The sequence below is a fragment of the Streptomyces sp. NPDC040432 genome, from assembly GCF_055595445.1.
This window is the reverse complement of record NZ_JBVIVP010000017.1, coordinates 165282-176263: the sequence shown is the minus strand read 5'-3', so window position 1 is coordinate 176263 and position 10982 is coordinate 165282. Positions and strand designations below refer to the sequence as shown.

General features: G+C 68.4%; 10 protein-coding genes. 2 read left to right on the top strand and 8 right to left on the bottom strand.

Annotation, left to right across the window (positions count from 1 at the left end; translation table 11 throughout):
* Positions 1-569: 569 nt before the first annotated feature.
* From ACZ58N_RS28720 to thyX, 3 genes are all read right to left on the bottom strand, one after another.
* A complete protein-coding gene (locus ACZ58N_RS28720; protein WP_471165488.1) occupies positions 570-2255 on the bottom strand; it encodes a ribonuclease J in 1686 nt (561 codons plus the stop codon).
* Positions 2256-2370: 115 nt separating this feature from the next.
* Entirely contained in the window at positions 2371-3270 is a 900-nt protein-coding gene (dapA, locus tag ACZ58N_RS28715; protein WP_471165485.1) for a 4-hydroxy-tetrahydrodipicolinate synthase, read from the bottom strand.
* A gap of 229 nt (positions 3271-3499) precedes the next feature.
* Positions 3500-4240, bottom strand: coding sequence for an FAD-dependent thymidylate synthase (thyX, locus tag ACZ58N_RS28710; protein ID WP_389708687.1), 741 nt, complete (start codon positions 4238-4240; stop codon positions 3500-3502).
* A gap of 237 nt (positions 4241-4477) precedes the next feature.
* Here thyX and ACZ58N_RS28705 point away from each other — a divergent pair, with 237 nt between their 5' ends.
* Together ACZ58N_RS28705 and ACZ58N_RS28700 are read left to right on the top strand one after the other, a co-directional pair.
* A complete protein-coding gene (locus ACZ58N_RS28705; RefSeq protein WP_471165482.1) occupies positions 4478-4717 on the top strand; it encodes a hypothetical protein in 240 nt (79 codons plus the stop codon).
* Positions 4718-4765: 48 nt separating this feature from the next.
* The gene (locus tag ACZ58N_RS28700; protein WP_471165480.1) at positions 4766-5320 is read left to right on the top strand and encodes a PH domain-containing protein; all 555 of its coding nucleotides are present in this window, start codon (positions 4766-4768) and stop codon (positions 5318-5320) included.
* Positions 5321-5357: 37 nt separating this feature from the next.
* Here the strand turns inward: ACZ58N_RS28700 and ACZ58N_RS28695 are convergent, their stop codons facing one another.
* The 5 genes from ACZ58N_RS28695 to rpsO form a co-directional block, all read right to left on the bottom strand.
* Positions 5358-5810 carry a hypothetical protein gene (locus ACZ58N_RS28695; protein ID WP_471165477.1) on the bottom strand — a complete coding sequence of 151 codons (453 nt, stop codon included), beginning with the start codon at positions 5808-5810 and terminating at the stop codon, positions 5358-5360.
* 15 nt (positions 5811-5825) lie between these two features.
* Positions 5826-6578: a 4-hydroxy-tetrahydrodipicolinate reductase gene (dapB, locus tag ACZ58N_RS28690; protein ID WP_471165474.1), complete on the bottom strand. Its 753-nt coding sequence runs from the start codon at positions 6576-6578 to the stop codon at positions 5826-5828.
* Between the two features lie 58 nt (positions 6579-6636).
* A complete protein-coding gene (locus ACZ58N_RS28685; protein ID WP_471165471.1) occupies positions 6637-8016 on the bottom strand; it encodes a M16 family metallopeptidase in 1380 nt (459 codons plus the stop codon).
* A complete protein-coding gene (locus ACZ58N_RS28680) occupies positions 8013-10235 on the bottom strand; it encodes a polyribonucleotide nucleotidyltransferase (protein WP_471165510.1) in 2223 nt (740 codons plus the stop codon). Before ACZ58N_RS28680 ends, ACZ58N_RS28685 begins: the two co-directional genes overlap by 4 nt.
* 286 nt (positions 10236-10521) lie before the next feature.
* Entirely contained in the window at positions 10522-10809 is a 288-nt protein-coding gene (rpsO, locus tag ACZ58N_RS28675) for a 30S ribosomal protein S15 (RefSeq protein ID WP_267011887.1), read from the bottom strand.
* Positions 10810-10982: the final 173 nt, after the last annotated feature.

The window sequence follows — 10982 nt, the reverse complement described above, 5'->3', positions numbered from 1 at the left end:
CCGACGCGCCACAACGTCCTCGCTGTGTAATTGCCTGCAAGCATCACCCGAAGGCGACCCCACAGGTCTTTTTCAAAGGAACCTCATCCACCGAAATGGACGGGGTATCAACTTTTGGCGTTGATTTTTGGCACGCTGTTGAGTTCTCAAGGAACGGACGCTTTCTTTGTACTCACCCTCGCGGGCTTTCCTCCGGGCTTTCGTTCTGTTGTCCTGCTCTGTTCTTGCGTTTCCGACTCTATCAGACTCTTTCGGGCCCGATTTCCTCGGTGCTTTCCAGGTCCTGCGCTTTCGCGCTTTCCCTTTCCGGCGATTCCGACTCTATCAGATTCATTTCCGTGTCGTTTCCGACTCGATTTGAATTCAGATGGCCTTCGGAGGGCCTTTCCCTTTCGGGCGGATCAGACTTTATCAGGTTTCCCCGGGTCTTCGATCCCACCCACTCGCAGATCGGTCCGGGCGCACGTGTGTGCTCGGGGCCCTGCGAGGTGGAGACGTAAACGTACTGGAGCGGGGCCCCCGGATGCAAATCCGGTTGCCCCGCTCCGGTGTGGTCGCTACGGGCGAGGTCAGACCTCGACCACGACCGGGAGGATCATCGGGCGCCGGCGGTATCCGTCGGAGACCCACTTGCCCATGGTGCGGCGGATGAGCTGCTGGATCTGGTGCGGCTCGGCCACGCCGTCGGCGGCGGCGCGTGCGATGGCTTCCTCGATCTTCGGCAGGATCGCCGCGAAGGCGGAGTCCTCGATGCCGGAGCCGCGGGCCTGGATGTTCGGGCCGGTCACGACCTTGCCCGTGGTGCTGTCCACCACGACGAAGACCGAGATGATGCCCTCGTCGCCGAGGATGCGCCGGTCCTTGAGGGAGGCCTCGGTGACGTCGCCGACCGAAAGGCCGTCGACGTAGACGTAGCCGGCCTGGACCTTGCCCGAGATGCGGGCCTTGCCGTCGATCAGGTCGACGACCACTCCGTCCTCGGCGATGACGATGCGGTCCTTGGGGACACCCGTCATCGCGCCGAGCTCCGCGTTGGCGCGCAGGTGGCGCCATTCGCCGTGGACCGGCATGAGGTTCCGCGGCTTGCAGATGTTGTAGAAGTACAGCAGCTCGCCGGCGGAGGCGTGTCCGGAGACGTGCACCTTGGCGTTGCCCTTGTGCACGACGTTCGCGCCCCAGCGGGTCAGGCCGTTGATCACGCGGTAGACCGCGTTCTCGTTGCCCGGGATCAGGGACGACGCCAGGATCACGGTGTCGCCCGGGACGATCCGGATCTGGTGGTCGCGGTTGGCCATGCGGGACAGCGCGGCCATCGGCTCGCCCTGCGAGCCCGTGCACACCAGCACGACCTCGTCGTCCGGCAGGTCGTCGAGGGTCTTGACGTCGACGACGAGGCCGGCCGGGACCCGGAGGTAGCCCAGGTCACGGGCGATGCCCATGTTGCGGACCATGGAACGGCCGACGAACGCGACCCTGCGGCCGTACTCGTGGGCGGCGTCCAGGATCTGCTGGATGCGGTGCACGTGGCTCGCGAACGAGGCCACGATGATCCGCTTCTGCGCGCTCGCGAAGACGCCGCGGATGGCGTTCGAGATGTCGCGCTCCGGCGGGACGAAGCCCGGGACCTCGGCGTTCGTCGAGTCGGAGAGGAGGAGGTCGATGCCTTCCTCGCTCAGCCGCGCGAAGGCGTGGAGGTCGGTCAGACGGTTGTCCAGCGGCAGCTGGTCCATCTTGAAGTCGCCCGTGCAGACGACCATGCCGGCGCCGGTGCGGATGGCCACGGCCAGGGCGTCCGGGATGGAGTGGTTGACGGCGATGAACTCGCAGTCGAACGGGCCGAGGCCCTCGCGCTCGCCCTCCTTCACCTCAAGGGTGTAGGGGCGGATGCGGTGCTCCTGGAGCTTCGCCTCGATGAGGGCGAGGGTCAGCTTGGAGCCGATCAGCGGGATGTCCGGCTTCTCCCGCAGGAGGTACGGGACTGCGCCGATGTGGTCCTCGTGGCCGTGCGTGAGGACGATGCCCTCGATGTCGTCGAGGCGGTCCCGGATCGACGAGAAGTCCGGCAGGATCAGGTCGATGCCCGGCTGCTCCTCCTCGGGGAAGAGGACGCCGCAGTCGACGATCAGCAGGCGACCGTCGAACTCGAAGACGGTCATGTTTCGGCCGATCTCGCCGAGACCGCCCAGCGGGGTGACCCGGAGGCCGCCCTTCGGGAGCTTCGGCGGCGGACCGAGTTCAGGGTGCGGGTGGCTCAAAAGTTTCTCCTTCACCACGCGCGCCACGTACCCCTCAAGGCACGTGGCGCGCATGTCATTCGTGCACTTTGCGTTCGTCTTCGTGGTCTTGCTTATTGAGTTGTGAAGTCTGTTGTCAGAGCTGTACCCCGCCCGCGGCAAGATCGATCTTGAGCTGCGCGGTCTCTTCGGCGGACAGCTCGACCAGCGGAAGTCGCAGCGGGCCCGCGGGCAGGCCCTGCAGGTTCAGCGCGCCCTTGGTGGTCATCACGCCCTGGGTGCGGAACATGCCGGTGAAGACGGGAAGTAGCTTCTGGTGGATCTCGGTGGCCTTCTGCACGTCGCCGCCCAGGTGCGCTTCGAGCATGGCGCGCAGCTCGGGGGTGACCACGTGGCCGACGACGGAGACGAAGCCGACCGCGCCGATCGACAGGAGCGGCAGGTTCAGCATGTCGTCGCCCGAGTACCAGGCCAGGCCGCTCTGGGCGATGGCCCAGCCGGCACGGCCGAGGTCACCCTTGGCGTCCTTGTTGGCAACGATACGGGGGTGCTCGGCCAGCCGGACCAGGGTTTCGGTATTGATCGGAACACCGCTGCGGCCGGGAATGTCGTAGAGCATGACCGGCAGTCCGGTCGCGTCCGCGATGGCCGTGAAGTGGCGGCGGAGGCCCTCCTGCGACGGCTTGCTGTAGTAGGGGGTGACGGCGAGCAGGCCGTGGGCGCCGGTGCGCTCGGCCTGGCGGGCCAGCTCCAGGGTGTGGCGGGTGTCGTTCGTACCGATGCCGGCGACGACGTGGGCGCGGTCGCCGACCGCCTCCAGTACGGCTCGTACGAGGTCGTTTTTCTCCGCGTCGGTGGTCGTGGGCGACTCACCGGTGGTGCCGTTGATGATCAGGCCGTCGTTGCCTGCGTCCACCAGATGGACGGCGAGACGCTGCGCGCCGTCGAGGTCAAGTGCGCCATCCGCCGTGAACGGCGTGATCATGGCGGTGAGGACCCGCCCGAAGGGGGTCTGCGGAGTCGAGATCGGAGCCATGGGTAACACGCTACTCGCTGCCACGCTCGCGGTGTCCCCTCGGGTGACGTCAACAGGGGGAACCTCCGAGTCGCGGCTCCCGGGGGTTGTTGGATCCCGGCACTGCCTGCTCGGGGGTTCAAGCAGTGCCGGGTCCGTTTGATCAGCCTAGATGAACTTTACGAAACGCCGCAATACGGACACTTGGGACTTGTCTCCGCACATGTGTACGCCGCTCGTGCATCGAGCCTTACGGGGCAACGCGGCCGTTGCCGTTGAAGGCCGCGTAGGTCAGCGGCATGAGCTGCGCCCAGTGCTGCTCCATCTTCTCGCCGACCATCTCGATCTCCCGCTGCGGGAAGGACGGGACCGCCGCCAGCTCGTGCTGGGTGCGCAGACCGAGGAAGTGCATGAGCGAGCGGGCGTTGCAGGTGGCGTACATCGAGGAGAACAGACCGACCGGCAGGACCGAACGGGCGACCTCTCGCGCCACGCCCGCCGCCAGCATCTCCTGGTACGCCTCGTAGGCCTGGCGGTACGAGTCCTCCATGACCCGGCCCGTCAGCTCCTGCTGCGCCTCGGTGCCCTCGACGAAGACGTACTTGCCGGGGCGGCCCTCCTGGACGAGCTTGCGCTCGGCGTCCGGGACGTAGAAGACCGGCTGGAGCTCCCTGTAGCGGCCGGATTCCTCGTTGTAGGACCAGCCCACACGGTGCCGCATGAACTCGCGGAACACGAAGATCGGGGCGCTGATGAAGAAGGTCATCGAGTTGTGCTCGAAGGGGCTGCCGTGGCGGTCGCGCATCAGGTAGTTGATGAGGCCCTTGGAACGCTCCGGGTCCTTCTGGAGCTCCTCCAGGGACTGCTCGCCGGCCGTGGAGACGCGGGCTGCCCACAGCACGTCGGAGTCGGCGGCGGAGTGCTTCACCAGCTCCACCGTCACCTCACTACGGAAGCTGGGTTTCAGGTCTGAAGCAGCGGTCTCGCTCACACGGGGTCCTTCCGAACGGTCTTACCTGGGGCGCGCCCACTCTACGGCGCGCGAGGTGGCTCCCCGCGCAGCCGCAGGGACCGCCGCCGTCGCCCGGACAGCTGACGGGATGCCAAGTTTTTTGGTTGATGTCCCGATTTCAGGCACCGATCGGGGAGTTCGTACGTCCTACAGGGAGAACCCCAACCGTCCCGACCCCATGGCCTCCGGGCCCTGATCGTGAGGAGAGTCGCTCCCATGTTTCGCCGGCGCGAACCCGTCCCGTTCGCCTTCGTCGCCGAGGCCGACCGTTTCCGCAGTAACGTCACTCCGCCGCCGCGCGAGAGTCTGAGCAGGACCCAGTTGGCCGCCCGTAGTCTGGTCGGACTGACCGTGGTGGCGGGGCTCGTCGGCTCGTTGCTCTTCGGTATGCCCGCACTGCAGCCGTACGAGGCGACCGGAAAGGCGCAGCAGTCCCAGGCGTCCGAAGGACGGTAGCCTCACGGGCACTGCCCAATCGAACGTGCACGTGAGTGAGGTCCTGCCGTGCCCCTGCCCTTCTTGACGGCCGACGGCGTTTTCGACGCACATGAGGACGAAGCCCTCCCCCACGCGGATCCGGAGCGCTGGCGCCGGCCCTACCGGCCCGGTCCCTGGCGGGTGGCCGGCTCGGCCGTCCTGCTCCTGCTGGCGGCCTTCATGCTGCTGGCCACGATGATCATTGCTTTCGCCGGGACCTGGTTGGGGGCGGGCATCGCCCTGGCCGCCTCGCTCGTCGTCGTCGGCTCCGCGCTGCGCATGCTCCGTACGGGCGTCTGGGTGAGCCCGCACGGGTTGCGGCGGGTCGGGTTCTTCCGGACCCGCTCGGTCGCCTGGAGCGGGATCGACTCCATCCGGACGGTCCAGCAGCCGGTGCGCTGGCTGGGCCTTCCCCGGACCGTCCAGGGTCAGGCGCTGACCGTGGCCGGTCCCTCCGGTGCGGAGCTGCCGGTGCTGCTGACCGACCACAACGCCGACTTCCTGTCCCGGGGCGAGGCCTTCGACCGGGCCGCCGGGGTGCTGGAGGCGTGGGCGCAGGAGTACCGGCCCGTAACGGCCTGACAGGTCGGGCGTGGCCGCCGGAAAGCCCGTACGGGGATCAGACCCGTGCGGGCTTTCCGGTGTGGAGGGCGATGGCGCGTTGCATCGCCTTGCGGGCCCGCGGGGTGTCGCGGGCGTCGTGGTAGGCGACGGCGAGCCGGAACCAGGTGCGCCAGTCCCCCGGCGCGTCCTCGGTCTCGGCCTTGCGGCGCGCGAAGACCTCGTCGGCCGAGTCCCGCAGGATCCGGCCGTACTCGTCCCGTTCCAGCTCGTCCACCGGGAGGCCGCCCTCGGCCTCCAGCTCGGTCGCGAGCTGGTTGGCCCGGGTGACGAACTGGGTGTTCTTCCAGAGGAACCACACGCCGATGACCGGGAGGATCAGCACGGCCACGCCGAAGGTGACGGTGATCCAGGTGCCCTGCCGGAGCAGCATCAGGCCCCGGCTGCCGACCAGGACGAAGTAGACGACCAGGACGGCGGCCGTGATGAAGTACGTGATCTTCGCGCGCATGGGACTACTGCCTCATCAGCCGAGGTCGAGGAAGTTTTCCAGGCCGAAGGTGAGGCCCGGGGTCTGCGTCACGCGGCGTACGCCGAGCAGGATGCCCGGCATGAAGCTGCTGTGGTGCAGGGAGTCGTGACGGATCGTGAGGGTCTCGCCCTCACTGCCGAGCAGCACCTCCTGGTGGGCCAGCAGGCCCCGGAGGCGGACGGCGTGCACCGGCACCCCGTCGACGTCCGCGCCGCGGGCGCCGTCGAGGGCGGTGGCGGTGGCGTCGGGCTGCGCGCCGAGGCCGGCCTCGGCGCGGGCGGCCGCGATGAGCTGCGCCGTACGGGTCGCGGTGCCGGAGGGCGCGTCGACCTTGTTCGGGTGGTGCAGTTCGACCACTTCGACGGATTCGAAGTAGCGTGCGGCCTGGGACGCGAACTTCATGGTCAGGACGGCCCCGATGGAGAAGTTCGGGGCGATGAGCACCCCGGTCCGCGGGGAGCCGGCGAGCCAGGTGTTCAGCTGTCCGAGGCGGCCCTCGGTCCAGCCGGTGGTGCCGACCACGCCGTGGATGCCGTGGCGGACGAGGAAGTCCAGGTTCTCCATGACGGAGTCGGGCGTGGTCAGCTCGACCACGACCTGGGCGCCGGCCTCGGCCACCGTCTCCAGCTTGTCGCCGCGGCCGAGGGCCGCCACCAGCTCCATGTCCTCGGCGGCCTCGACGGCCTTGACCGCCTCGGAGCCGATGCGGCCCCGGGCGCCGAGGACCGCCACGCGCAGCTTGCTCATGTTCCGTCCTTAAGTGTGTGCAGCCTTGTTACGGGTACGGGCCCGGGCCCGTACGGAGCTAGGCCACCGCTTCGTCGAGGCGGGCGGCCTGCTTCTCCTTCAGCGGCCCGATCACCGCGAGGGAGGGGCGCTGTGCCAGTACGTCCGCGGCGACCGCGCGGACGTCGTCCGGGGTCACGGCGGCGATCCGGGCCAGCATGTCGTCGACGGACATCTGGTCGCCCCAGCAGAGCTCGCTCTTGCCGATGCGGTTCATGATCGCGCCGGTGTCCTCCAGTCCGAGGACGGTGGAGCCGGAGAGCTGGCCGATGGCGCGGCGGATCTCGTCGTCGTCGAGTCCGTCGGCGGCGACCTTGTCGAGCTCGTCGCGGCAGATCCGCAGGACGTCGTGGACCTGGCTGGGTCGGCAGCCTGCGTAGACGCCGAAGAGGCCGGTGTCCGCGAAGCCCGAGGTGTACGAGTACACGCTGTAGGCCAGGCCGCGCTTCTCGCGGACCTCCTGGAAGAGGCGCGAGGACATGCCCCCGCCGAGGGCGGTGTTGAGGACGCCCAGGGCCCAGCGGCGTTCGTCGGTGCGGGCGAGGCCCGGCATGCCGAGGACGACGTGCGCCTGCTCGGTCCTGCGGTTGACGAGTTCGACCCGGCCGGAGGTGCGGATCCGTTTGGTTCCGGTGCGCGGGCCCACGGGTTCGGCGTCGGTGCGGGTGAGCGCGCCCGCCTTCTCGAAGGCGGCGCGGACCTGGCGCACGACCTTGTCGTGGTCGACGTTGCCGGCCGCGGCGACGACCAGGCGGGTCGGATCGTAGTGCTTCTTGTAGAAGCGGCGGATCCGGTCGGCGCCGAGGGCGTTGATCGTGTCGACGGTGCCGAGGACGGGGCGGCCGAGCGGCGAGTCCCCGTACATGGTGCGGGCGAACAGGTCGTGGACCACGTCGCCCGGGTCGTCCTCGGTCATCGCGATCTCTTCGAGGATGACGCCGCGCTCGGCGACGACGTCCTCCTCGCGGATCAGCGAGCCGGTGAGCATGTCGCAGACCACGTCGATGGCCAGCGGCAGGTCGGTGTCGAGCACCCGGGCGTAGTAGCAGGTGTACTCCTTCGCCGTGAAGGCGTTCATCTCGCCGCCGACCGCGTCGATCGCGGAGGAGATGTCGAGGGCACTGCGCTTCTCGGTGCCCTTGAAGAGGAGGTGCTCCAGGTAGTGGGTGGCGCCGTTGAGCGTGGGCGTCTCGTCCCGGGAGCCCACGTTCGCCCAGATGCCGAAGGTGGCGGAGCGGACGGAGGGCAGCGTCTCGGTGACGATGCGCAGTCCGCCGGGGAGGACGGTGCGTCGGACGGTGCCGATGCCGTTCTGCCCCTTGAGCAGGGTTTGGGTACGGGCGACGGCCCGCCCCTCCGAAGAGGGGCGGGCCGTCACACGGGAACTACGCGACGTCACTTGTCGGAGTCGTCCTTGTCGGCGTCGTCACCGGCGGCTTCGCCGTCGATCACGGGGATCAGGGACAGCTTGCCGCGCTGGTCGATCTCGGCGATCTCGACCTGCACCTTGGTGCCGACCGCGAGCACGTCCTCGACGTTCTCCACGCGCTTGCCACCGGCGAGCTTGCGGATCTGCGAGATGTGCAGCAGGCCGTCCTTGCCGGGCATGAGGGAGACGAAGGCACCGAAGGTGGTGGTCTTGACGACCGTACCCAGGTACCGCTCACCGACCTCCGGCATGGTCGGGTTGGCGATCGCGTTGATCGTGGCGCGGGCGGCCTCGGCGGCCGGGCCGTCGGAGGCACCGATGTAGATGGTGCCGTCGTCCTCGATCGTGATCTCGGCGCCGGTGTCCTCCTGGATCTGGTTGATCATCTTGCCCTTGGGGCCGATGACCTCACCGATCTTGTCCACCGGGATCTTGACGGTGATGATCCGCGGGGCGTTCGGGGACATCTCGTCCGGCGTGTCGATCGCTTCCATCATCACGTCGAGGATGTGGAGGCGGGCGTCACGGGCCTGCGTCAGGGCCGCGGCCAGGACGGAGGCGGGGATGCCGTCGAGCTTGGTGTCCAGCTGGAGCGCGGTGACGAACTCCTTGGTGCCGGCGACCTTGAAGTCCATGTCGCCGAACGCGTCCTCCGCACCGAGGATGTCGGTGAGGGCGACGTAGTGGGTCTTGCCGTCGATCTCCTGGGAGATCAGGCCCATGGCGATACCGGCGACGGGGGCCTTGAGGGGCACACCGGCGTTCAGCAGCGACATGGTGGAGGCGCAGACCGAGCCCATGGACGTCGAACCGTTGGAGCCGAGGGCCTCGGACACCTGACGGATCGCGTAGGGGAACTCCTCGCGGGTCGGGAGGACCGGCACGATCGCGCGCTCGGCGAGCGCGCCGTGGCCGATCTCGCGGCGCTTCGGCGAACCGACGCGGCCGGTCTCGCCGACGGAGTACGGCGGGAAGTTGTAGTTGTGCATGTAGCGCTTGCGGGTCACCGGGGAGAGGGTGTCCAGCTGCTGCTCCATGCGGAGCATGTTGAGGGTGGTGACGCCCAGGATCTGGGTCTCGCCACGCTCGAACAGCGCCGAGCCGTGCACGCGCGGGATGGCCTCGACCTCGGCGGCGAGGGTACGGATGTCCGTGAGCCCGCGGCCGTCGATGCGGACCTTGTCCTTGATCACGCGCTCGCGGACCACGGCCTTGGTGAGGCTGCGGTAGGCGGCGGAGATCTCCTTCTCGCGACCCTCGAAGGCCGGGAGGAGCTTGTCGGCGGCGATGTCCTTGACGCGGTCCAGCTCGGCCTCGCGCTCCTGCTTGCCCGCGATGGTCAGCGCCTGGGTGAGCTCGCCCTTGACGGCGGCCGAGAGGGCCTCGTACACGTCGTCCTGGTAGTCCAGGAAGACCGGGAACTCGCCCTCGGGCTTGGCGGCCTTGGCGGCCAGGTCGGCCTGGGCCTTGCAGAGGACCTTGATGAAGGGCTTCGCGGCGTCCAGACCGGAGGCGACGATCTCCTCGGTCGGCGCCTCGGCGCCGCCCTTGACGAGGGCGATGGTCTTCTCGGTGGCCTCGGCCTCGACCATCATGATCGCGACGTCGCCGTCTTCGAGCGTGCGGCCCGCGACGACCATGTCGAAGACGGCGTCCTCAAGCTCGGTGTGCGTCGGGAAGGCCACCCACTGGCCGCGGATCAGCGCGACGCGGACGCCGCCGATCGGGCCGGAGAAGGGCAGGCCGGCCAGCTGGGTGGACGCGGACGCGGCGTTGATCGCGACGACGTCGTACAGGTGGTCGGGGTTGAGCGCCATGATCGTCGCGACGACCTGGATCTCGTTGCGCAGGCCCTTCTTGAAGGACGGGCGCAGCGGGCGGTCGATCAGGCGGCAGGTGAGGATCGCGTCCTCGGAGGGCCGGCCCTCACGACGGAAGAAGGAGCCGGGGATCTTGCCGGCCGCGTACTGCCGCTCCTCGACGTCCACCGTCAGGGGGAAGAAGTCGAGCTGGTCCTTGGGCTTCTTCGACGCGGTGGTGGCGGACAGCACCATCGTGTCGTCGTCCAGGTAGGCAACGGCGGAGCCGGCGGCCTGGCGGGCCAGACGGCCCGTCTCGAAGCGGATGGTGCGGGTGCCGAAGGAACCGTTGTCAATGACGGCCTCGGCGTAGTGGGTCTCGTTCTCCACTAGCGTTTTCTCCATTTTCGTCGTCTCCGTCCGCCACCCGTGTGGTGGTGGACGGTTCCGGAGAAGCGCTCCTGGCGTGCGGGCCGGTCTTCGATCGAAGCACCCGGTTCTGAGCCCCGTGGCGGGGCTTTCCGGATACCACTACCGAGGACCGGCGGCGTAGGGAGGGCGCTCCTCCTCTTCCTCTTGTGCGCTGTTTCCAGACTACAAAGCGTCCGGTGCGTCGCGCACGTACAGCAAAGGGAGCGGCCCCATCGTTGTGGGGTCCGCTCCCTTCACAGCGTCTTTACTTGGCGCCGGCCGCACCGCGACGGATGCCGAGGCGCTCGACCAGCGCACGGAAGCGCTGGATGTCCTTCTTGGCCAGGTACTGCAGCAGGCGGCGACGCTGGCCGACCAGGATCAGCAGACCACGACGGGAGTGGTGGTCGTGCTTGTGGGTCTTGAGGTGCTCGGTCAGGTCCGAGATGCGGCGGGACAGCATCGCGACCTGGACCTCGGGGGAGCCGGTGTCGCCCTCCTTGGCACCGAACTCTGCGATGAGCTGCTTCTTGACTGCGGCGTCGAGCGGCACGCGTACTCCTTGTAATAGGTCTTCGTTGCCTTCGAGTGCCCCAGGTCGAATTCTCTGGGGATCTTCCGTGACTCGGGAGGCGGGGTCCGCTGAGCGCAGTCCACAGACCCTCTGTCGAGAGATCCGGGGGACGCGTACACAAACGGCCGTCACACAGCGTACCAGGCGTGCGG

Excerpts from the sequence above, each read along its gene's own strand:
- ACZ58N_RS28705 (WP_471165482.1), top strand. The coding sequence starts at position 4,478 with ATGTTTCGCCGGCGCGAACCCGTCCCGTTCGCCTTCGTCGCCGAGGCC.
- dapA (WP_471165485.1), bottom strand. The coding sequence starts at position 3,270 with ATGGCTCCGATCTCGACTCCGCAGACCCCCTTCGGGCGGGTCCTCACC.
- dapB (WP_471165474.1), bottom strand. The coding sequence starts at position 6,578 with ATGAGCAAGCTGCGCGTGGCGGTCCTCGGCGCCCGGGGCCGCATCGGC.
- ACZ58N_RS28695 (WP_471165477.1), bottom strand. The coding sequence starts at position 5,810 with ATGCGCGCGAAGATCACGTACTTCATCACGGCCGCCGTCCTGGTCGTC.